The sequence below is a fragment of the Novosphingobium guangzhouense genome (genome assembly GCF_002896965.1).
GTDB classification, from domain to species: Bacteria; Pseudomonadota; Alphaproteobacteria; order Sphingomonadales; family Sphingomonadaceae; genus Novosphingobium; species Novosphingobium guangzhouense.
Window position 1 is genome coordinate 132161 of sequence record NZ_LYMM01000106.1, and the last position, 20233, is coordinate 152393.

The 20233-nt window shown below is 63.8% G+C and carries 20 protein-coding genes; 12 read left to right on the top strand and 8 right to left on the bottom strand.

The features are described from left to right. Window positions 1–7: 7 nt before the first annotated feature. Together sufB and A8V01_RS27710 are read right to left on the bottom strand one after the other, a co-directional pair. Window positions 8–1501, bottom strand: a complete 1494-nt coding sequence (gene sufB / locus A8V01_RS27705) for a Fe-S cluster assembly protein SufB (RefSeq protein ID WP_103099450.1) — start codon at window positions 1499–1501, stop codon at window positions 8–10. Between the two features lies 1 nt (window position 1502). After that, window positions 1503–1958, bottom strand: a complete 456-nt coding sequence (locus A8V01_RS27710; RefSeq protein WP_103099451.1) for an RrF2 family transcriptional regulator — start codon at window positions 1956–1958, stop codon at window positions 1503–1505. A 457-nt stretch (window positions 1959–2415) separates the two neighbouring features. On the opposite strand from A8V01_RS27710, the gene A8V01_RS27715 reads away from it, so the two are divergent. The 4 genes from A8V01_RS27715 (at window position 2416) to A8V01_RS27730 (ending at window position 8307) form a co-directional block, all read left to right on the top strand. Further along, window positions 2416–3462: a quinone-dependent dihydroorotate dehydrogenase gene (locus tag A8V01_RS27715; RefSeq protein WP_103099452.1), complete on the top strand. Its 1047-nt coding sequence runs from the start codon at window positions 2416–2418 to the stop codon at window positions 3460–3462. A gap of 11 nt (window positions 3463–3473) precedes the next feature. Continuing rightward, window positions 3474–5192: a gamma-glutamyltransferase gene (gene ggt / locus A8V01_RS27720; protein ID WP_103099453.1), complete on the top strand. Its 1719-nt coding sequence runs from the start codon at window positions 3474–3476 to the stop codon at window positions 5190–5192. 85 nt (window positions 5193–5277) lie between these two features. Continuing rightward, complete coding sequence (locus A8V01_RS27725) at window positions 5278–7095, top strand: AMP-dependent synthetase/ligase (protein WP_103099454.1); 1818 nt, start codon at window positions 5278–5280, stop codon at window positions 7093–7095. A gap of 87 nt (window positions 7096–7182) precedes the next feature. Beyond that, window positions 7183–8307: a zinc-binding metallopeptidase family protein gene (locus A8V01_RS27730; protein ID WP_103099455.1), complete on the top strand. Its 1125-nt coding sequence runs from the start codon at window positions 7183–7185 to the stop codon at window positions 8305–8307. Here the strand turns inward: A8V01_RS27730 and A8V01_RS27735 are convergent. The 4 genes from A8V01_RS27735 to A8V01_RS27750 form a co-directional block, all read right to left on the bottom strand. Next, complete coding sequence (locus A8V01_RS27735) at window positions 8304–8831, bottom strand: hypothetical protein (RefSeq protein WP_103099456.1); 528 nt, start codon at window positions 8829–8831, stop codon at window positions 8304–8306. The two genes, A8V01_RS27730 and A8V01_RS27735, sit on opposite strands and share 4 nt — an antisense overlap. Window positions 8832–8987: 156 nt before the next feature. Then, on the bottom strand, window positions 8988–9770 hold the full coding sequence (locus A8V01_RS27740; protein WP_103099457.1) for a bifunctional sulfur carrier protein/thiazole synthase protein: 783 nt from the start codon (window positions 9768–9770) through the stop codon (window positions 8988–8990). Window positions 9771–9828: 58 nt separating this feature from the next. Continuing rightward, complete coding sequence (thiS, locus tag A8V01_RS27745; protein WP_103099458.1) at window positions 9829–10041, bottom strand: sulfur carrier protein ThiS; 213 nt, start codon at window positions 10039–10041, stop codon at window positions 9829–9831. A 17-nt stretch (window positions 10042–10058) separates the two neighbouring features. Beyond that, complete coding sequence (locus A8V01_RS27750) at window positions 10059–10430, bottom strand: MerC domain-containing protein (RefSeq protein WP_103099459.1); 372 nt, start codon at window positions 10428–10430, stop codon at window positions 10059–10061. Window positions 10431–10593: 163 nt separating this feature from the next. Here A8V01_RS27750 and A8V01_RS27755 point away from each other — a divergent pair, with 163 nt between their 5' ends. The 5 genes from A8V01_RS27755 to A8V01_RS27775 all read left to right on the top strand — a co-directional run bounded on the left by A8V01_RS27755 (window position 10594) and on the right by A8V01_RS27775 (window position 14414). Continuing rightward, window positions 10594–11664, top strand: a complete 1071-nt coding sequence (locus A8V01_RS27755) for a COX15/CtaA family protein (protein WP_103099460.1) — start codon at window positions 10594–10596, stop codon at window positions 11662–11664. Next, window positions 11661–11984: a divalent-cation tolerance protein CutA gene (cutA, locus tag A8V01_RS27760; RefSeq protein WP_103099461.1), complete on the top strand. Its 324-nt coding sequence runs from the start codon at window positions 11661–11663 to the stop codon at window positions 11982–11984. Before A8V01_RS27755 ends, cutA begins: the two co-directional genes overlap by 4 nt. A 134-nt stretch (window positions 11985–12118) precedes the next feature. Beyond that, complete coding sequence (gene rplM, locus A8V01_RS27765) at window positions 12119–12598, top strand: 50S ribosomal protein L13 (protein ID WP_103099462.1); 480 nt, start codon at window positions 12119–12121, stop codon at window positions 12596–12598. After that, window positions 12598–13116 carry a 30S ribosomal protein S9 gene (rpsI, locus tag A8V01_RS27770; protein ID WP_103099463.1) on the top strand — a complete coding sequence of 173 codons (519 nt, stop codon included), beginning with the start codon at window positions 12598–12600 and terminating at the stop codon, window positions 13114–13116. The genes rplM and rpsI overlap by 1 nt, the downstream gene beginning before the upstream one ends. A gap of 167 nt (window positions 13117–13283) precedes the next feature. Then, on the top strand, window positions 13284–14414 hold the full coding sequence (locus A8V01_RS27775) for a glycosyltransferase family 2 protein (RefSeq protein WP_103099464.1): 1131 nt from the start codon (window positions 13284–13286) through the stop codon (window positions 14412–14414). Window positions 14415–14781: 367 nt separating this feature from the next. On the opposite strand, the gene phbB is transcribed toward A8V01_RS27775, so the two are convergent. Continuing rightward, the gene (gene phbB, locus A8V01_RS27780) at window positions 14782–15504 is read right to left on the bottom strand and encodes an acetoacetyl-CoA reductase (protein ID WP_103099465.1); all 723 of its coding nucleotides are present in this window, start codon (window positions 15502–15504) and stop codon (window positions 14782–14784) included. 129 nt (window positions 15505–15633) lie between these two features. Beyond that, entirely contained in the window at window positions 15634–16392 is a 759-nt protein-coding gene (locus A8V01_RS27785; protein WP_245892865.1) for a hypothetical protein, read from the bottom strand. Window positions 16393–16676: 284 nt separating this feature from the next. Here A8V01_RS27785 and A8V01_RS27790 point away from each other — a divergent pair, with 284 nt between their 5' ends. From A8V01_RS27790 to lptE, 3 genes are all read left to right on the top strand, one after another. Then, window positions 16677–17144, top strand: coding sequence for a DUF3576 domain-containing protein (locus A8V01_RS27790; RefSeq protein WP_103099466.1), 468 nt, complete (start codon window positions 16677–16679; stop codon window positions 17142–17144). 69 nt (window positions 17145–17213) lie between these two features. Beyond that, complete coding sequence (gene leuS / locus A8V01_RS27795) at window positions 17214–19733, top strand: leucine--tRNA ligase (RefSeq protein ID WP_103099467.1); 2520 nt, start codon at window positions 17214–17216, stop codon at window positions 19731–19733. Further along, window positions 19730–20230 carry an LPS assembly lipoprotein LptE gene (gene lptE / locus A8V01_RS27800; protein ID WP_103099468.1) on the top strand — a complete coding sequence of 167 codons (501 nt, stop codon included), beginning with the start codon at window positions 19730–19732 and terminating at the stop codon, window positions 20228–20230. Before leuS ends, lptE begins: the two co-directional genes overlap by 4 nt. Window positions 20231–20233: the final 3 nt, after the last annotated feature.

Sequence of the window (20233 nt, forward strand, 5' to 3'; positions counted from 1 at the left end):
AGGGGCGTCAGCCCACACTCCCTTCAAGACTGATGCCCAGCAGTTTCTGCGCTTCCACCGCGAATTCCATCGGCAGCTGCTGCAGAACTTCCTTGGCAAAGCCGTTGACGATCAGCGCCACCGCCTGCTCGGTGTCGAGCCCGCGCTGCATGGCGTAGAACAGCTGATCGTCGCTGATCTTGCTGGTCGTCGCCTCATGCTCAATCTGGGCGCTGGGGTTGCGCACTTCGATGTAGGGCACCGTATGCGCGCCGCACTCCTTGCCGAGCAGCAGCGAATCGCACTGGGTGAAGTTGCGCACGCCTTCGGCATTGGCGGAAACGCGCACGAGGCCGCGATAGGTGTTGTTCGACTTGCCGGCCGAGATACCCTTGGAGATGATCGTGGAGCGGCTGCCCTTGCCGTTATGGATCATCTTGGTGCCGGTATCGGCCTGCTGGTAGTTGTTGGTGACAGCCACCGAGTAGAACTCGCCCACCGAATCCTCGCCGTTGAGGACGCAGCTGGGGTACTTCCACGTGACGGCAGAGCCGGTTTCCACCTGGGTCCAGCTGATCTTCGAGCGGGCGCCCTGGCAGAGCCCACGCTTGGTGACGAAGTTGTAGATGCCGCCCTTGCCCTCGGCATCGCCGGGATACCAGTTCTGGACGGTGGAATACTTGATCTCCGCATCTTCCATCGCGACCAGTTCGACCACGGCGGCATGAAGCTGGTTCTCGTCGCGCTGCGGGGCGGTGCAGCCTTCGAGGTACGAGACGTAGCTGCCCTTTTCGGCGACGATCAGCGTACGTTCGAACTGACCGGTATTCTCCGCGTTGATGCGGAAGTAGGTGCTGAGTTCCATCGGGCAGCGCACGCCCTCGGGGATGTAGACGAAGGTACCGTCCGAGAAGACCGCGCAGTTCAGCGCCGCGAAGTAGTTGTCATGAACCGGGACCACACGGCCCAGCCATTTCTTCACGAGATCGGGGAATTCGCGGATCGCTTCGGAGATCGAGCGGAAGATAACGCCCGCCTGTTCCAGCTCCTTGCGGAAGGTGGTGGCGACGCTGACCGAATCGAACACCGCGTCCACCGCGACCTTGCGCGCGCCTTCGACGCCGGCGAGCACTTTCTGCTCTTCCAGCGGAATGCCGAGCTTTTCATAGACACGCAGGATTTCGGGATCGACTTCATCGAGGCTGGCAGGGCCGTCCTTCTTCTTGGGCGCGGCCCAGTAGTAAGCGTCCTGATAATCGATCGGCGGCACGTCCAACTTGGCCCAGTCCGGCGGAGTCATCTCCAGCCACTTGGCATAAGCCTTCAGGCGCCAGTCGAGCATCCATTCCGGTTCGTCCTTCTTGGCCGAAATGAAGCGGATGGTGTCTTCGGACAGGCCTTTGGGGCCGTATTCCTGCTCGATATCGGCAACCCAGCCGTGCTCGTATTCCGCAACGCGCGCAGCGGCTTCGCGCGCGGCCTGATCGCGTTCGGGCGCGATGGGGAGGGTCTCTTCGGTCATCTCAAACTTCCTCGACGAGCTGGGTCAGCGCCACCTGGGCCAGAGCCCCGCGCACAGCTGCATTCACTTGCGGCCAATGGCCCTTGACGTTGCAACAGGATTCCAGCGTGCAGTCGCTCTTCACCCGGTCGATGCAGGTGGTGAGCGCAATCGGCCCTTCCACAGCCTCGATGATGTCCGCCAACGAGATCGCGGCGGGCGGACGGGCGAGCCGCAGCCCGCCGCCGACCCCGCGCGATGATCGCATAAGGCCCGCCGCGGAAAGCTTGCTCACCAGCTTTTGCACCGTGGGAGCGGGCAGGCCGGTTTCCTGCGCAAGCTGCGCGGCGGAAACCCGCGCGCGATTCTTGCCGGAAAACTGGCCGCCTGCCTGTTCGATGAGCGAGCAGGTGCCGCAATGTCGCGCCGCAGCGGACATTATCACGACGGCATAGTCTGTCATACTCGACAGGCGCATGAGCTGGCTTTCGGGTTCCTGTGTTTAAATCGGATCAATTCTTTCCGATTTGCACCTAGTGCAGCGCGAAGCCGGATTCAATGGCCGTTTCACACCTGCGAGCGGTTCGCATGGTTGACCGCCGGGGCGCCATAGCTCGTCGCAAAAGATACGCAAGCCATGGAAAAACGCTTGTCTGGCAGTGGATCTGTGGGACCCTGCCTTGGAAGGCACTGAAAAAAGGCGGTTCCCAACCGAAGTCGGAAACCGCCTAAGTTATAAAGAACTCGAGCGCATCCCGCTACGAGCCCTTCGGGTCGCAGGACTCGTGTATGCTCCGGCAGGGGCGATTTATTGTATAAACGCGACACGTTCGCAGGTCCCACAGCCCCGGATGCCCCTTAACGGCCTTTTTCATCTCGCAGCGCAGCAAGAAGAAGCGTTTGAGCAACACTGACGAGCGCGTTATGCGGCCGTTGTGCTGTATTCCCTGATCCGACCCGCCCTTTTCCGAATCGAGGCCGAGAAGGCCCACGGCCTTGCGCTCAAGGCGCTGAAGCTGTCCGCAAGGGGCAGCCCGCCGCGTGCCGACCCGGCGCTGGCAAGCTCGGTCGCCGGGATCGCCTTCCCCAGCCCCGTCGGCATGGCCGCCGGATTCGACAAGGATGGCGAAGTCCCCGACGCGCTGCTGGGGCTTGGCTTCGGATTTGCGGAAGTCGGCTCGATCACGCCGCTGCCGCAGGCCGGTAACCCTCAGCCGCGCCTGTTCCGACTGGTAGAGGACCGCGCGGTGATCAATCGCATGGGCTTCAACAATGGTGGCGCGCAGGATGCGGTCTACCGGCTGGAAGCGCGCGCGCAGCGGCCCGGTGTTGTCGGCATCAACATCGGCGCGAACAAGGACTCGGTCGACCGCGTCAACGACTATGCGGTCATGGCCCGATTGATGGCCCCGCTGGCGGGTTATCTTGCGGTCAACATCTCCAGCCCGAATACGCCGGGCCTGCGGGCACTGCAGGATGAATCCGCGCTGACCGGGCTGCTCGATGCGGTAATCGAGTCGCGCGATGCGGCTTGCGGGGCAGGGCGACGCCCCCCGGTTTTCCTCAAGGTGGCACCTGATCTGGAGCCCGCGGACATCGACGCGATCGCGCGGATCGCCATCGACAAGAAACTGGGTGCGCTGATCGTGTCCAACACCACGATATCGCGACCGCCGCTGGCTTCGCGGTACAAGGACGAGACGGGCGGTCTATCAGGCGCGCCTTTGCTTGAACTGGCGCAGCAGCGATTGCGGGATTTCCGCAAGGCGACCGGAGGCGCGGTGCCGCTGGTCGGCGTGGGCGGGATCGCCAATGCAGAAGATGCATGGGCGCGCATCCGGGCAGGGGCAAGCCTGGTCCAGCTTTACAGCGCGATGGTCTACGAAGGGCCGGGCATTGCCAAGGCCATCAACAAGGGGCTGCTCGAACTGATGCGTCGCGATGGCTTCGCATCGATTGCAGAGGCGGTGGGAAGCGAATAAGCCTTTCTACAATGTCCGGAAAGCTGATCCTGGGGCTTACTGCCTCGCTCGCCCTGTCTGGTTGTGCCGCTACGACGGCGACCGCTCCATCGCAACCGGTTGCGAATGTACCTGCCGTCTTCGATGCGGGTATGGTCAGCGCGGCTGATCCGCGCGCGGCGCAGGCAGGTGCCTCTATCCTGCGCCGAGGTGGTAGCGCCACGGACGCGGCGATCGCGACGATGCTGGCGCTTACGGTGGTGGAACCGCAAAGCTCCGGCATCGGCGGCGGCGGTTTCCTCATGCTCGGGAACGAGAAGGGCGAAGTCGAATCGTGGGACGGGCGCGAGACTGCGCCGGCCGCCGCAACCCCGGCGCGTTTCCTGGACGCTTCCGGCCAGCCGCTGCCCTTCCGCACCGCCGTTGTCGGCGGTCGCAGTGTCGGCGTGCCGGGCAACATCGCACTGGCGGCGAAGATTCATGCCGAACATGGGCGTTTGCCTTGGGCGGATCTGTTCCAGCCCGCGATCGACCTTGCGCGCGAAGGCTTCGTGCTTTCGCCGCGCGGCTTCCAGTCGCTTTCGAAACAGCCCGACACTGGCGCGCACGATGCGCAGGCGCGCGGCATCTATTACGGTGCGGATGGCAAGCCGCTTCCGGTAGGGACGACGATCCGGAACCCGGCGCTGGCCAGTACGCTGGAAATGCTGGCCGCCAAGGGGCCTGCCGGCTTCTATCAAGGTGATCTGGCGCGCGAAATCGCCACGAAAGTTGCCGCCGAGACTCCCGCTGACGGCAGGATGACCGAGAAGGACATCGCTGCGTTCGCCGCAAAGGAGCGGCCGAGCACTTGTGCGAAGTACCGCGTTTACCGCATCTGCAGCATGGGCCCGCCGTCTTCAGGCGCGACCACGGTTCTGGCCACGCTGATCCAGCTGGAAGGCTTCGACCTTGGCACGCTTGGCCCCGATTCGCCTGTAGCCTGGCACCTCATCGCCGAATCGGAGCGGCTGGCTTACGCCGATCGCGAACTGTTTCTGGCCGATCCCGATTTCGTGAAGGTGCCGGTCGCCGCATTGCTCGATCCTGCCTATCTCAAGCGGCGTGGCGCGCTGATTTCCGCCGATCGCACGATGCCCACGGTAAGCGCGGGCCTGCCTGCGCCGAAGCTGTCTGCGGGCAGGCATTATGTGGAGCACGGCACGTCGCACTTTGTCGTTGTCGACCGCCAGGGTGATGTCGCCTCATGGACCTCGACGATTGAAAGCGCGTTTGGTTCGGGCATCATGGTCGGCGGTTTCTACCTGAACAACGAACTGACCGACTTCAGCTTCGCACCCGAGAAGGACGGGGCCATCGTTGCCAACCGGGTGGAGGGCGGCAAGCGGCCGCGCAGTTCCATGGCGCCCACCATCGTTTATGGCCCGGATGGCAAGCTGCTGTTTGTCGTCGGCGCGGCGGGCGGGGCAACGATCCCGGTGCAGGTGATCCGTGCGCTTGTCGGCGTGCTCGACTGGAAGCTGCCGGTGGACAAGGCGCTGGCCCTGCCGGTGCTGTTCGCCCCGACTGACACGATCAACGTCGAGAAGGGCACCCGGCTTGAAGCCATGATCCCGGCGCTGCAGGCGCTGGGCCACGCGTCGGTTCGGGCGGTGGAGATGCCGCTGAAGACCAACGGCGTGCTGGTGGTAGACGGCCACTTGGTCGGTTCGGGCGACCCGCGTACCGAAGGTGTCGCGGTTTCGCAGTAAGCGTGTGGCAACCGGGCAGCCCGCCTGAACGTTCGCCAACAAGAGAAAGACCAGAGGATTGCCTGAAGGGACAATGGGGGTCGCCATGGATATTGCCGATTTCGACCGCAGCGCGAATGTCGTGTCGCTGTTTCTCGCCCGCGCTGATGCGTTGGGCGATGCGCCGATGCTGTGGGCCAAGCGCGACGGGCAATGGCGCTCGATCAGCTGGGCAGAGGCGGCACGCCGCGTTTGCCTGATCGCGGCATCGCTGCGTCGGCTGGGCCTGCGCGATGGCGAGCGGGTGCTTATCGTTTCGGAAAACCGGCCTGAATGGTGCCTTGCCGATCTTGGCGTGATGGCGGCCGGTTGCGTCACGGTGCCGACCTACACCACCAACACGACCCGCGATCACCTTCACATCCTGGAGAATTCCGGCGCGCGGGCCGCGATCGTCTCCACCGCAAAGCTGGGCAAGGCGCTGCTGCCTGCGATCGTCCAGACCGACATGTGCCGTCAGGTCATCGGCATGGAGCCGCTTGCCCCGATGCAGGGCGGCGCCTTTGAAACGCACGTCTGGGACGAACTGCTTGAAGGCGATGCCGCGGCGGCCCGCGCCGAAGTGGACCGGCGCCTTGCCGGGATAGGGCGGGCCGACCTTGCCTGCATCATCTACACCAGCGGCACCGGCGGCGCGCCGCGCGGTGTGCGCCAGCATCATGGCATGCTGCTGTCGAACGTGGCGGGCGCGGCGCAGATCATCGCGCAGGACTTCGGCTGGGATCAGGGGCCCGCCAAGCGCGAGATATTCCTTTCGTTCCTTCCGCTTAGCCATGCTTACGAACATACCGGCGGACAGCTTCTGCCGATCGGGCTGGGTGGGCAGATCTACTATTCCGAAGGGCTCGACAAGCTGGCCGCCAACATCGAGGAAGTGCGCCCGACCGTGATGGTGGTGGTGCCGCGCCTTTTCGAAGTGCTTCGCACGCGGATCATGAAGCAGATCGAAAAGCAGGGCGCTCTGCCCAACCGCCTGATGGACTGGGCAATCGGTGCCGGTATGCGCCGCCTCAACGGCAAGCGCGGCTTGCTGGATCATCCGCTCGACCTGCTGATAGAGCGGACCCTGCGGCCCAAGATCCGCGCGCGTTTCGGCGGCCGGATCAAGGCTCTGGTATCGGGCGGGGCACCGCTCAATCCCGAAATCGGTGTGTTCTTCGACGCGATGGGCCTGATGCTGCTGCAGGGATACGGCCAGACGGAGGCCGGGCCGATCATCAGTTGCAACCGCCCGGCGGCGGGAGTGAAGTTCGACACCGTCGGCCCGCCGCTGCGCGGGGCGGAAGTGAAGATCGCCGAAGACGGCGAGATTCTGGTGCGCGGCGAACTGGTCATGTCCGGCTACTGGCAGAACGAGGCGGCGACTGCGAACGTGCTGAAGGACGGCTGGCTTCATACCGGAGACATCGGCCATATCGACGGGCGCGGCCGCATCGCCATCACCGATCGCAAGAAGGACATGATCGTCAACGACAAGGGCGACAACGTATCGCCCCAAAAGGTCGAATCGATGCTGACGCTCCAGCCGGAGATCGCGCAGGCGATGCTCTACGGTGATCGCAAGCCCTACATCGTCGGCCTGATCGTGCCGGACGCCGACTGGGCGCTGCAATGGGCGCGCGACAACGGCGAGACGTTCGATTTTCGCAGTCTGCAGGCGCTTCCGGCCTTCCGCACGGCGCTGCGCAGCGCCATCGACCGGGTGAACGGCGACCTTTCGGTGATCGAAAAGGTGCGCCAGTATACCTTCGCCGATGAGCCGTTCAGCATCGAGAACGAGGAAATGACGCCAAGCCTCAAGATCAGGCGCCACAAGCTCAAGGAGCGCTACGGCGCGCGGCTCGACGCGCTCTATCGCGGATAGGGCCAGGCTTTGTGCCGGGCGGCTTTTCGGAAACGCCGGCGCATTTCCTGCGTTGACCGGGCGAACGTCAACGACAGCGAGTGCGCCATGCGTGCCTTCCCCTGCCCGAACTGCCGCCGCCTGAACCACTTCGAGGTCCGGGTCTGTCCGGGGTGCAATGCCACCCTGGGCTACGACCCGGCGGTGGATGCCTTCCGGTTCCTTGCCGACGGTGCCACCGTATGGCGCGATGGGGACGGAGAGGTTGCCGATGTCGTCGTCTGCGCCAACAACAACGACTATCAGATCTGCAATTGGCTGGTGGCGAGCGACGATACGACGCCGATGTGCCGTGCCTGTCGCCACAATCGCACGATACCGGACTTGTCCGAACCTTCGGTGCCGCCACGCTGGGGCAAGATCGAGGCGGCCAAGCGGCGCCTGTTCCACACGCTGATGAAACTGGGCCTTCCATTGGAAACCAAGGCCGAGGAAGTGCCCGGCGCTCAGGGGCTGGCGTTCGATTTCCTTTACGACGCGGCGGCCGAACAGGCGGGCAATCCGCAGATATACACCGGCCACGACGGCGGGGTGATCACGCTCAATCTCATCGAGGCGGATGATGCCGAGCGTGAACGGATGCGGCACGCCATGGGCGAGCCGTACCGCACCCTGCTTGGCCATTTCCGACACGAGGTTGGCCATCATTACTGGTCGCGTCTGGTGGAGACGGACCCCGCAGAACTGGAAGCGTTCCGGGCCGTCTTCGGTGATGAGCGGATCGATTATGCACAAGCCCTGCAGGCGCATTACAGTGATGACGGGTCAAAAGTGTGGACCGACGATTTCGTCAGCTTCTATGCCACCTCTCACCCGTGGGAGGACTTTGCCGAGACGTTCGCCCATTATCTCCACATTGTAGATGTGCTGGCAACCGCAGGTGGCTTCGACCTGTCGCTGGCGCCGCTTCCGGGCGATGATGCCGGGCTGGAGGTGGAGCTGGATTTCAACCCCTATACCGCGGACACGCGCGCGCTGGCCGAGGCGATGGGTCCGTTGTCCTTCGCGATGAATGCGATCAACCGATCCATGGGGCAGCCGGACCTTTACCCGTTTCACTTGTCCGACGCGATCGTCGCCAAGCTGGATTACATCCACAATCTGGCTGTGAAAGCGCGGCAAGTGGCCCCTGCCGGGGCTGGGCCGCTGCAGGGCGAGGCGGTTCCGGCCTAAGCGGCTTCCTTCTCGATGAACTCGGGGTAGAAGCTGGGCTCGCGGTCCGACCAGCCCGGCGCGGTGGCGGCTGCTTCGCTGATCGAATGCAGCAGGGTGCGGCGGCGGTCCGGGCGAATCTGGGGCAGCGCTGCGGCTCCGCAGAAGGCGCCGGGCAGCCACGGCCGCGACCAGCCGCCGAGCAGGCGTTCATAAAGGAATCGGAAAGCCGAGAAGCTGGTCAGGCGCTCCTGCGCGAGATCGAAGGCGGCCATGCGCACCAGCTTGCCCATGAAGGCATCGACATCGTCGAAGTTATAGTCGTCCGGCCGCATTGCGCGCAACGCCTTGAGATCCTGATAGGCGACATGCTGCCTGCGGATCGATGCCAGTTCCGTCTCGTCTCGCGCCCACCGCTTGAAGGCGTCCTGGCGACCAAGCCCGATATCGAGGCTGCGCCGGATGTAGCGCTGCTCGCTGGCCGTGAAGCTGGCGAATTCACGCAGCTCGTTGATCGTCAGACTAGCCGTACCTGCATGGGTCATCGTGGTCGTCCTTGTCGTGAAGGGATGATCCCCGTCACGAATCGGATTTAACCACGAACAATCTTTCTGGAGGGTTTACGGTGCAAACGTTTGTACGCGCAGATGGCCGGGAGAAACCGGGAAGGGTTTGACCTTCCCGTTCCCTAATCGACCTTATCAGATCAGGCCGGCCAGCGGGCTCGACGGGTCGGCATAGCGCCGCTGGCCCATGCGGCCGGCAAGGTAGGCGTGACGCCCGGCTTCGACCGCCAGCCTCATCGCACGGGCCATGCGGATCGGCTCCTTCGCTTCGGCGATGGCGGTGTTCATCAGTACGCCGTCGCAGCCCAGTTCCATGGCGACGGCGGCTTCGGATGCCGTGCCCACGCCCGCATCGACCAGCACCGGCACCTTCGCGCCTTCTACGATCAGGCGCACGGTCACCTTGTTCTGGATGCCCAGGCCCGAGCCGATCGGCGCGCCCAGCGGCATCACGGCCACTGCGCCGGCATCTTCCAGTTGTTTGGCTGCGATCGGATCGTCCACGCAATAGACCATCGGCAGGAAGCCTTCGTTGGCGAGAATCTCTGTGGCTTTCAGCGTCTCGCGCATGTCGGGGTAGAGAGTGCGCGCCTCGCCCAGAACTTCCAGTTTCACCAGATCCCAGCCGCCTGCCTCACGCGCAAGGCGCAGGGTGCGGATGGCGTCGTCTGCGGTAAAGCAGCCTGCGGTGTTGGGAAGGTAGGTTATCTTCTTCGGGTCGATGAAGTCGGTCAGCATCGGCGCCTTGGGGTCCGACACGTTGACTCGGCGCACCGCGACGGTGACGATCTCTGCGCCCGATGCTTCCACGGCCGCGGCGTTCTGCGCGAAGTCCTTGTACTTGCCGGTGCCGACGATGAGACGCGAGGTGAAGGTGCGGCCTGCTACGGTCCAGGTGTCGGCGGGAAAATCGGTCACGGAGCGCGTCCTTTCGGGGAAGCGGAAAGTCAGGATAAGGCGGGGAAGGGCGGTCTGTTCAGCCGCCGCCGACGAAATGGACGATTTCCAGAACGTCACCATCGCACAGCATCACGTCGGCCAGCGTAGAGCGCGGCGCGATCTCGGCATTGTGTTCGACCGCGACCTTCTTCGGATCGAGGCCGATGTCGGCGACGAGGTCAGCAATGCTGGAACCGGCGGCAATGCGACGCGGTTCGCCATTCACGGTAAGCAGAATTTCGGCAGCCATGTGCCTGCGAATAGCGCTCAACAGGCGCCGTGCAAGTTCCGAATGTGCGCTATGGCGACAAGGGAGACACCGGCGATCGTCAGCACGGTCTCTTCGATGCCATGCGGCACGATCAGCGCGATGCCCATCAGCGTCAGGCCCGAGGCGCCAATCGCCAGCGGTGCGACTCGGCCATGGCGCAGCACGCCGAAGCCGAGCGAGATCAGGCCCACCACCAGGGCGAGGGCAAGGCCGATGCGGTGGATATTGGGCGAAAGCAGCGCTTCACCGCCCAGACCAAGCACGCCGACAAGCACGACGCCAAGGATGCAATGCACCGCGCACAGGCCGCTCAGGATGATTCCGGCACGGTCGAGGCGGTTACGAATCGCAAGCAAGGCAGTACGCATGGGGCGGATTTATGTAACGTTGTAACATCGTGCAAGGGGCGAGTGAATAAATCTTTGTCAGGTTCGGATCAGGACTCCCACAAAACACGGGCCGTCGATGTTGCCCTTGCGTTAACGGCCGCGAAATCGCAGGGAACGCGGTCATGACGGAAGAAGCAGACGCATGAGAGTGAACGACGGCCGCCCGATCATCGGGACGAGTGACGATATCGCCCCGATGGTACGCTGGCTGCTTACCGTGGCGGTACTGGTGGTGCTGATCGTTGCGGTGGGCGGAATTACCCGGCTTACCGAATCGGGTCTCTCCATCACCCAATGGAAGCCGCTGACCGGCGCCATCCCGCCGCTGACGGATGCGCAGTGGCAGGCGGAATTCGATCGCTACAAGCAGATCCCCCAGTACCTCGACGTCAACGGCCCGGCAGGGATGACGCTCGCGCAGTACAAGTTCATCTACTTCTGGGAATGGTTCCACCGCCTGCTGGCGCGTACCATCGGCCTGGTCTTCGCGCTGCCGCTGGCGTGGTTCTGGTTCAAGCGCACGATCCCCGGCGGGTACAAGCCGCGCCTGCTGGCGCTGCTGGCGCTGGGCGGGCTGCAGGGCGTCGTCGGCTGGTGGATGGTGTCTTCAGGGCTTAGTGCCGAGGCGCTGGACCGGGTCAGCCACTTCCGCCTTGCGGCGCACTTGCTGGTCGCCTTGTTCACGCTTGGCGGCCTTGTCTGGACGGCGCTGGACCTCAAGGCGATGGAGCGTGGAGAGCAGCGCGCCCGGCTGACCGGATTTGGCGCAGTGGCGCTGGGCATGCTGGCGCTTCAGCTGTTCATGGGTGCCATGGTGGCAGGTCTGCGTGCCGGTTATGTCGCCGGTGCCGGCTGGTGGAGCTGGGACGCCTGGCCGCTGATGCAGGGCAGCTTCTTCCCTGAAGGCGTTGAATGGGCGCGCGGGTTCTTCTCCTCGCTGGTCAACGACCCGTACCTGACGCATTTCATTCATCGCTGGTGGGCCTGGGCCGTCGTCGCGGTGCTGGTCGTCATGGGGCGCAAGCTCAAGGCCAGGCATGAGCGGCTGGTTTCGGTGGCGGTTCACTGCGCGTTCGGAACGCAGGTACTGCTCGGTATCTTCACCGTATGGTCGGGCGTTACCTTGTGGATCGCCGTTGCGCACCAGCTTTGCGGCGCGCTGCTGGTGGCTGCGACGGTTTGGGGCGCGCATGCCCTGGGCCGCCGGGGATGACGGTCGGCGCGCTCATCTGGTGCCCTTTCCCGGACGAGGATGCGGCGCTCGCGGTAATCGACACCCTGTTGACCGAATCTCTGGCGGCCTGTGCGAACATCGTACCGGGCATCGTCAGCGTTTATGTCTGGAAGGGTGAGCGAGGAACCTCGCGCGAGGTCGGCGTGCTGTTCAAAACCCGCGCGGATCTGCTGGACGCAGCCATTGCTCGCGTAGCGTACCTGCACCCTTATGATGACCCGGCGGTGCTCGGCTGGCGCTGCGATGCCGGAGCGCCCCAGACGCTGGCATGGCTGGGCGAATTGCCGCAGCTTTCCTGACGGTATTATTTTACCTCCCTGCAATCCCGCGCATTGCTTGACTTCGCAGGCCATTTCGACGATTTGGCCGCCTTCCGCGCTATCAGGGGATTCGCTCCCGTGGCTGGCGCTCGAATTATAGGGATAGACCAGCCATGAAGGCGCTCACGAAGGTCACCCGGTCGATCAAGCCGGCCGAGGTGGAGAAGAAGTGGCATCTGATCGATGCCGAAAATCTGGTGGTAGGCCGTCTGGCCGTCATCATCGCCGACCTGCTGCGCGGCAAGCACAAGCCCAGCTTCACCCCGCACGTTGACTGCGGCGACCATGTCGTCGTCATCAACGCCGAGAAGGTTCGCTTCACCGGCAACAAGCTCAAGCAGCAGACCTACTACAAGCACACCGGCTATGCCGGCGGCATCAAGGAAGTCACCGCGGACAAGGTTCTCGCCGGTCGCTTCCCCGAGCGCGTGCTTGAAAAGGCTGTCGAGCGTATGATCCCCCGTGGCCCGCTCGGCCGTGACCAGATGCGCGCCCTGCACGTCTACGCCGGCACCGAGCACCCGCACGGTGGCACCCAGCCCGAAGCGCTCGACGTCGCTTCGATGAACCGCAAGAACAAGGTGGGCGCATAATGTCCGACAACGAAACCGTGCAGAGCCTGTCCGACCTGGGCGAGATCGCCGGCAACGTGACCGTTGCTGACGAAGCCATCGTCGCTGCTCCCGTCTCGAACGCTCCGCTGCGCGAACAGCAGATCGACGCGCAGGGCCGCGCTTACGCCACCGGCCGCCGCAAGGACGCCGTTGCCCGCGTGTGGATCAAGCCCGGCTCGGGCAAGATCATCGTCAACGGCCGCGACCAGGAAGTCTACTTCGCTCGTCCGACCCTGCGTCTCGTGATCAACCAGACCTTCCAGGTCGCAGGCCGCGAAGACCAGTACGACGTTGTCGCCACCGTCAAGGGTGGTGGTCTGTCGGGTCAGGCCGGCGCTGTGAAGCACGGCATCGCTCAGGCTCTCGCCAAGTACGAGCCGGCCCTGCGCTCGGCCGTCAAGGCAGCCGGCTTCCTCACCCGCGACAGCCGCGTGGTCGAGCGTAAGAAGTACGGCCGCGCCAAGGCACGCCGCAGCTTCCAGTTCTCGAAGCGCTAAGCTTTTCGAGAGCTTCGGCTACAAAAGGGGTCGCGGGAAACCGCGGCCTTTTTTGTGCCTGAAATGCATCCGTTAAGGATAGATCGGCTTGACCACGCCACAGCGAATGGCATGGTCGCGACCGCTAATTTTCCATCGGGAGCGGGGGGCTTCCGGCTTAGGGGGTTATGGATTTCGAAACTGCACGGGCCGTGGCGGACGGCTCAGGGGAAAGTGTGTCGGCGATATCGCCCGTCCCACATGGCCAGCCGTGGCTGAGCGTGCTGGTGCCGTTCCACAATGTGGAACCGTTCATCGGAGCATGTCTGGAATCCATTCTTGCCCAGATTGCGGTTTGCCCCGGTATCGAACTGATCCTTCTTGACGACAAGTCGACCGATGGCTCGGAAGCCGTGTGCCGGCGACTGATCGAAGACTGCGGCGTCGATGTTCGCTTGCTGCAACACCCGGAAAACCGCGGTATCGCCGCAGCACGAAACTCTCTGCTCGACGCCGCACGAGGCGATTATCTGTGGTTTGTCGATTCGGACGACATGCTGTTGCCGGGCGCTATTGAAGCCTTGCGCGCGGTCATGGATAAGGCGCGGCCCGACGTCGTTCTTTGCGACTATCTGCGGCAGGACAGCGTTCGCTACACGACCTTCGCGGGAGAGGGCGGCTGCCACACGCGCTGTATCGAGACGCTGATCGCCGGGACGTTTGCGAAGCGGCGGCTGCATTTGTGGTCGCGCATTTGGCGTCGGGATCTGTTTGCTGACGACATCCGCTTTCCAGACGGTGCGCATTTCGAAGACGTGGCCGTCGTTCCCCGGCTGTTGTTGCGTGCCCGCTGCTTCTACTATGCCGCCGATCCCTGGGTATTCTACCGTTCTCGGCCCGGCAGCATCATGGCGCGGATCAACAGAGCGTGTGCAGGCTTCGATCGTCGCGGCAATGATGACATGGCTCGGGCTCTTGCAGGGTTCGGGCAAGCAATGGCAACTGCGGTGCCGCATGCTGCGCCCGAGACAAACTTCGTCGTGGCCCGCTTCGTTGCGCGTGAATTCACCAAGATCGCCAAGCGGCTGATACGAGGAGGGACGGGCTCCTCCAACTGGCGTCACACGCGCGCGGAACTGCACCGCTATCGCATGGAAATGGAATCGTGCTCGCCCTTGCCGTTCGCCTTTGTCGGCCGTCAGTATCTGCTCAAAGGCAAGATCGGGCGGGGGCTGGAACTGGCGTTCTGGCTGGCCATCGCGCGAGCGCTTCCGGCCGACCCGATGCCCGTAGTCGCTACGGAGCAAGGGTTCGTCTGATCTTCGCGCAACCATAAGAACAAAGATGGAACATGTAGGATTTTTCCTTTATGAGAGTCGATGGCGGTGCCCCTGCCGTCGGTCCTCTGGAGGAAAAGCCGGTGTCGTTTGCTGACTTGTGCCTCTTCCTTGGTGCCTTGTTTGCGTTTGCAACCCTCATCCTGAAGGTGGTCGACGTGAAGGGCCGGAAGTAGCTGAAGACAGGGGGATGCGTGTCCCCCAAATGATAAACCCCCGCCGTTGACGCGGCGGGGGTTTAATTGACGCGGGACAGGCCCGGTGTCGTTTGCTGGCATTAACTTTACGCTTTTCGCGTTGTCAGTTCAAGCCGCGGCAGTTTTCCTCGGCACTCGGCTGGCCTGCCGCATCAGTACATGTGCTGACCGCCGTTGATGCTCAGCGTCGACCCGGTGACGAACGCAGCGTTCTCCGAACAAAGGAATGCGCAGCCGCGTGCAATTTCGTAGGCGCTGCCAAGGCGGCCCACAGGAATCTTGGCGACGATCTTCTCAAGCACCGGGGCGGGTACGGCCGCGACCATGTCCGTATCGATGTAGCCCGGCGCGATCGCGTTGACGGTCACGCCATACTTGGCGCCTTCCTGCGCCAGCGCCTTGGTGAAGCCGTGGATGCCGCTCTTTGCCGCAGCGTAATTGACCTGCCCGTACTGACCGGCCTGACCGTTGATCGAACCGATGTTGACGATGCGTCCCCAGCCGCGATCGCGCATCCCGGAAAACGTCGCCTTCGCGGTGTTGAAGCAGCCACCCAGATTGACGCGCATGACGTCGTTCCAGTCGTCGAAGCTCATCTTGTGGAGGACGCCATCGCGGGTGATGCCGGCGTTGTTGATGACGATATCGATCGGGCCGACTTCGGCTGCGATGCGCGCGCAGCTGTCCTGCGTGGCGTCGAAATCGCCCACATCCCACTTGTATGAAGGAATGCCGGTACGTTCGGTAAATGCCGCTGCCTTTTCTTCGTTGCCAGCGTAATTCGCAACTACGGTATGACCGCGTTCCTTCAGTGCAAGCGATACTGCTTCGCCGATACCCCGGGTTCCGCCGGTTACAATTGCAACGCGCGCCATTCAGTTAGCCTTTCGTTGTGAGCATCCACCGACAACAAGGCTATGGAAGGATTATGACGGCGGCAAGGCCGACCATTGACTTAAACGCGGCATTCCTGGTTGCGGATTTTGCAAGTAATATTGCTTGGATCAGAACTTGAACTGCGTCCCAACGTAGACTGCCTGGCTATCCTGCTTGCCGTCCGTCAGCGGCACCAGCCTTTCGCGATCCTGAGAGTACCGCACACCGGCGGTCACATCGAGGTTTTCGGTCACGCGGTAAGATCCGCCCAGATCGACTTCGCTTCCATCGATCGCGAAGGTTCGGGGCGCACGGCCGGACGCCTTTTTCTCATCCAGCGATATGCGCGGGCTAAACCGCGATTCGTCGTGCTTTGTCGGTCCGGGCGAAAGGCTGAATTTCTTGAGATCCGGCAGTTCGGCCATCGGCCGGCTTGGCGCCTGAGGCACCAGATTCTGCGCGAAGTTCTGGTAACCGCGCGAGACGCCGAGGTTGAATGCAGTGGGTGCGATGCGAAGGCGACCGGGGTCCTGGATGGCCTGCGCCAGTGGGGCGCGGCCATGGACGATGATGGCCTGCGCGGCCTCCGGGTCGACGCGTACCGCCACGGTCACTGCCCGGTCGGCCCGGTTGGGCGTCCCCGCCGGCGTGTAGGGAAACAGATCGCCTTTGGCGAGGGAGCGCATTGCGATTGCTTGCGAAAGGTTTTCCTGCGTGGTCTCCGAGGCCAGCGAATCGATTTGGCCGGAGCCAGCGGAAGGGCTGTTCTTGAAGTCCGTCGAGAAGGCCAGCACGGCGCTGGGCAGCGCCAGAAGGGTCACGCAGCCGGCCAGCAGCATGCTTCCCTTCATGCTTCCCTTCGAAGTGCCCTCACGCTCGGTACTCATTACAGGTCCCTGTTCGCTTCTCTGCGATGCGGCGGCATCACGGACTCTTCGCGGCCCCGCCATATATAGGATCGCGATCACAGATTAACATCGCCTGAGTGGAGGGCAAGCATGCCGCAGGCGTGGCCTCGTCGTTCAGGGCGCGCTCATGCGGGCCCTGCTTGGGACAGCGCCATCGGAAAGGCGCTCTTGCCGCTGGCCCACCTGCGGCTATAGAGGCGTTTTGACGACGGGTTCGGCGCAAGCCGCGCCTGCAGCTTCTGACACCGGATTTGGGAACGAACATGACAGGCAGCACCGACAACGGCCTCTTCACCGTGCGCACGCTGACGACCGTGGGCATCTGCGCCGCGGCAGCGCTTGCGCTGGCCGGTTGCGGCGGCGGCAGGAAGAAGGAAGAGGCCAAGCTCGCACCTTCGCAGGTCACCACCATCGGCGTGAACAGCTACCTGTGGCGCGCCAGCCTCGATTCGGTTTCGTTCATGCCGCTGCTCCAGTCGGACAGTGCCGGCGGCGTGATCATCACCGACTGGTACGTGAACCCCAAGACCCCGACCGAGCGCGTGAAGGTATCGATCGCGATTCTCGACCAGGATCTGCGCGCCGACGCGCTGCGCGTCACTGCCGTGCGCGAAGTGCAGCAGGGCGGCGGCTGGGTGGCCGCGCCGGTTCAGGCAGCCACCGTGCAGAAGCTTGAGGACATCATCCTCACCCGCGCCCGCGATCTGCGCCGCGATTCGATCGGCGGATAAGGTTTACCGGGCGGCCATCAGCGTCGCCCGTTCATTTAGGCGGGTGCCCCCGCAGGAGATCTGAGTACAATGACCGAGCGGTTCGATCCCGCACAGGCGGACACGCGCTGGCAGGCTGCGTGGGACGAAGCGCAGAGCTTCCGTGCCGATGATACGTCCTCGAAGCCGCGCAGCTATGTGCTTGAGATGTTCCCGTATCCTTCGGGCCGCATCCACATCGGTCACGTCCGCAATTACACGATGGGCGACGTTCTGGCCCGCTACAAGCGGATGAAGGGCTTCGAGGTCCTGCATCCGATGGGCTGGGACGCCTTCGGCATGCCGGCAGAGAACGCGGCGATGGAAAAGGGCGTCCACCCCGGTGGCTGGACGCGCGAGAACATCGCCAACATGAAGGCCCAGCTGAAGCGCCTCGGCTTCGCGCTCGACTGGAGCCGCGAGATCGCGACCTGTGAGCCCGAATACTACGGGCAGGAGCAGTCGCTGTTCCTCGACCTCTACGAGCACGGCCTCGTCTACCGCAAGGAATCGGCGGTCAACTGGGACCCGGTCGACCAGACGGTGCTCGCCAACGAACAGGTGATCGACGGGCGCGGATGGCGTTCGGGCGCGCTGGTGGAGAAGCGCAAGCTTTCCCAGTGGTTCCTCAAGATTACAGACTTCGCGGACGAACTGCTCGAAGGGCTCTCCACGCTCGACAAGTGGCCTGAAAAGGTCCGCACGATGCAGGAGAACTGGATCGGCAAGTCGCAGGGCCTGCAGTTCAGCTTCGACCTGTCGACCGGCGGTAAGGTTGAGGTCTACTCGACCCGCCCCGACACGATTTTTGGCGCCAGCTTCGTGGCAGTTGCCGCCGATCACCCGATCGCGCAGGCTGCGGCCGTGGGCCGCGCAGAGGTCGAGGACTTCATCGCGCTGTGCAAGCAGGGCGGCACCACCGCCGCAGAGCTTGAAACGGCGGAGAAGCTGGGCTTCGACACTGGTATCACCGCGAAGCACCCCTTCACCGGTGCCGACCTGCCGGTCTTCATCGCGAACTTCGTGCTGATGGACTACGGCACCGGCGCGGTCATGGCGGTTCCCGGCCACGACCAGCGCGACTTCGAGTTCGCCACCAAATACGCCCTTCCCATCGTGCGCGTCGTAGCATCGGGCGCGGAGGAAGCCGACAAGCCCTTCGCAGGCGAGGCCGAGGCGGGTGACGGCGTTCTGGTGAACTCCGACTTCCTGAACGGCATGACCGTCGCCGACGCCAAGGCCGCCGTGATCGCGCGTGCCGAGGGCGAAGGCTGGGGTTCGGGCCAGACGGTGTGGCGCCTGCGCGACTGGGGCGTTTCGCGCCAGCGCTACTGGGGCACGCCGATCCCGTTCATCCACTGCGAGGTCTGCGGCGTGGTGCCGGTGCCCAAGAAGCACCTGCCCGTCGTGTTGCCCGAGGACGTCGATTTCCAGACGCCGGGCAACCCGCTGGTGCGCCACCCGACCTGGAAGCATGTGGACTGCCCGCAGTGCGGCAAGCCGGCGCGGCGTGAGACCGACACGCTCGATACCTTCGTTGATTCCTCGTGGTACTTCCTGCGCTTCGCCAGCCAGCCCGACGACCGCCCGTTCGATCCCGCAAAGATCGCCGAGTGGCTGCCGGTGGAACAGTACATCGGTGGCATCGAGCATGCGATCCTGCACTTGCTCTACGCCCGCTTCTGGACCCGCGCGCTGGCCCGCATCGGCAAGATCGAGGTGAAGGAGCCGTTCGGCAGCCTGTTCACGCAGGGCATGGTCACGCACGAGACTTATAGCCGCATCAACGACGCCAACGGCCAGCCCGTGTTCTTCTCGCCCGGCGAGATCGACCGCACCGGCGAAGGCGCGACGCTCAAGGCCGACGGCGCGCCCGTCGACGTGGGCCGCGTGATCAAGATGTCGAAGTCGAAGAAGAACGTCGTCGACCCCGACGAGATCGTCGCGACGTATGGCGCCGACGCGATCCGCTGGTTCATGCTGTCCGACAGCCCGCCCGAGCGCGACCTGCCCTGGTCCGAAGCCGGCATCGAGGGCTGCGGCCGCTTCGTGCAGCGCCTGTGGCGCCTGTTCGGCCAGTTCGACGCCGCCGCGACCGGCGACGATAAGGCGCTCGATCGCAAGGTCCACCAGACCATTGCGGCCGTTGCCGCCGACATTGAATCGCTCGGCTTCAACAAGGCCGTGGCGCGCATCTACGAATTGACCGGCGCGGTGGAGAAGGCAGCCCCTTCGGCCAGCCGTACCGCCGCGATCCGCACCGTCCTGCTGCTCATCTCGCCGATGATGCCGCACCTTGCCGAAGAGGCATGGTCGGTGTTCGGCGAAGGTCTCGTGGCCGACGCGGCATGGCCCGCAGTCGATCCGGCGCTGCTGGTGGATGATGAGGTTACCGTCGCCGTCCAGGTCAAGGGCAAGCTGCGCGACACCCTGACCGTCGCCAAGGGCACCTCGAAGGAGGAGCTGGAAGCGCTTGCCCTCGCCAGCGAGAAGGTGCAGCGTGCGCTTGATGGTGCGGAAATTCGCAAGGTGATCGTGGTGCCCGACCGACTGGTAAATCTCGTCGCGTGAAGGCTTTAGTTGCCCTCACTGGAGCGGTGCTGCTCGCCGGATGCGGGTTGCAGCCAATGTATGCGGGCGGCGGCAGCGCTGCCGTCGCGCAGGGGCTTGCCGCCGTCGAGGTTTCGGCGATCCAGGGCAAGGCGGGCTGGCTGGTACGCAATGCGCTGGTCGATGAACTTGGGGTTTCCGGCGCCAGGGGCGTCGTGCCGAAGTATCGTCTCGACGTGCGTCTTGACGATAAGCTGGAAAGCTTCGCGCTGCTGTCGGACGATACCGTGGGTCGTGAAAGGCGCACATTGCGTGCTCGCTATCAGCTCGTTGACGTGGGCAGCGGTGAAGTGGTGCTGGACCAGACGGCAGGATCGGACGCGGGCATGGATGTCGTTTCCTCCGACTATGCGACTATCGCTGCCGAACAGACTGCGCTGGAAAACATGTCCAAGGACATTGCCTCGCGCATCGTTACCAACATCGCGCTGCGCCTGCGCGGTGAAACCGCCCAGTAAGGC

Bases quoted from the DNA above. Each gene is read 5' to 3' on its own strand.
- A8V01_RS27750 (WP_103099459.1), bottom strand. From the start codon at position 10,430: ATGCGTACTGCCTTGCTTGCGATTCGTAACCGCCTCGACCGTGCCGGA.
- A8V01_RS27730 (WP_103099455.1), top strand. From the start codon at position 7,183: ATGCGTGCCTTCCCCTGCCCGAACTGCCGCCGCCTGAACCACTTCGAG.
- A8V01_RS27775 (WP_103099464.1), top strand. From the start codon at position 13,284: ATGGATTTCGAAACTGCACGGGCCGTGGCGGACGGCTCAGGGGAAAGT.
- A8V01_RS27735 (WP_103099456.1), bottom strand. From the start codon at position 8,831: ATGACCCATGCAGGTACGGCTAGTCTGACGATCAACGAGCTGCGTGAA.
- leuS (WP_103099467.1), top strand. From the start codon at position 17,214: ATGACCGAGCGGTTCGATCCCGCACAGGCGGACACGCGCTGGCAGGCT.
- cutA (WP_103099461.1), top strand. From the start codon at position 11,661: ATGACGGTCGGCGCGCTCATCTGGTGCCCTTTCCCGGACGAGGATGCG.
- A8V01_RS27790 (WP_103099466.1), top strand. From the start codon at position 16,677: ATGACAGGCAGCACCGACAACGGCCTCTTCACCGTGCGCACGCTGACG.
- A8V01_RS27725 (WP_103099454.1), top strand. From the start codon at position 5,278: ATGGATATTGCCGATTTCGACCGCAGCGCGAATGTCGTGTCGCTGTTT.
- ggt (WP_103099453.1), top strand. From the start codon at position 3,474: ATGTCCGGAAAGCTGATCCTGGGGCTTACTGCCTCGCTCGCCCTGTCT.
- A8V01_RS27755 (WP_103099460.1), top strand. From the start codon at position 10,594: ATGAGAGTGAACGACGGCCGCCCGATCATCGGGACGAGTGACGATATC.
- phbB (WP_103099465.1), bottom strand. From the start codon at position 15,504: ATGGCGCGCGTTGCAATTGTAACCGGCGGAACCCGGGGTATCGGCGAA.
- thiS (WP_103099458.1), bottom strand. From the start codon at position 10,041: ATGGCTGCCGAAATTCTGCTTACCGTGAATGGCGAACCGCGTCGCATT.
- rplM (WP_103099462.1), top strand. From the start codon at position 12,119: ATGAAGGCGCTCACGAAGGTCACCCGGTCGATCAAGCCGGCCGAGGTG.
- A8V01_RS27710 (WP_103099451.1), bottom strand. From the start codon at position 1,958: ATGCGCCTGTCGAGTATGACAGACTATGCCGTCGTGATAATGTCCGCT.
- sufB (WP_103099450.1), bottom strand. From the start codon at position 1,501: ATGACCGAAGAGACCCTCCCCATCGCGCCCGAACGCGATCAGGCCGCG.
- A8V01_RS27785 (WP_245892865.1), bottom strand. From the start codon at position 16,392: ATGAGTACCGAGCGTGAGGGCACTTCGAAGGGAAGCATGAAGGGAAGC.
- rpsI (WP_103099463.1), top strand. From the start codon at position 12,598: ATGTCCGACAACGAAACCGTGCAGAGCCTGTCCGACCTGGGCGAGATC.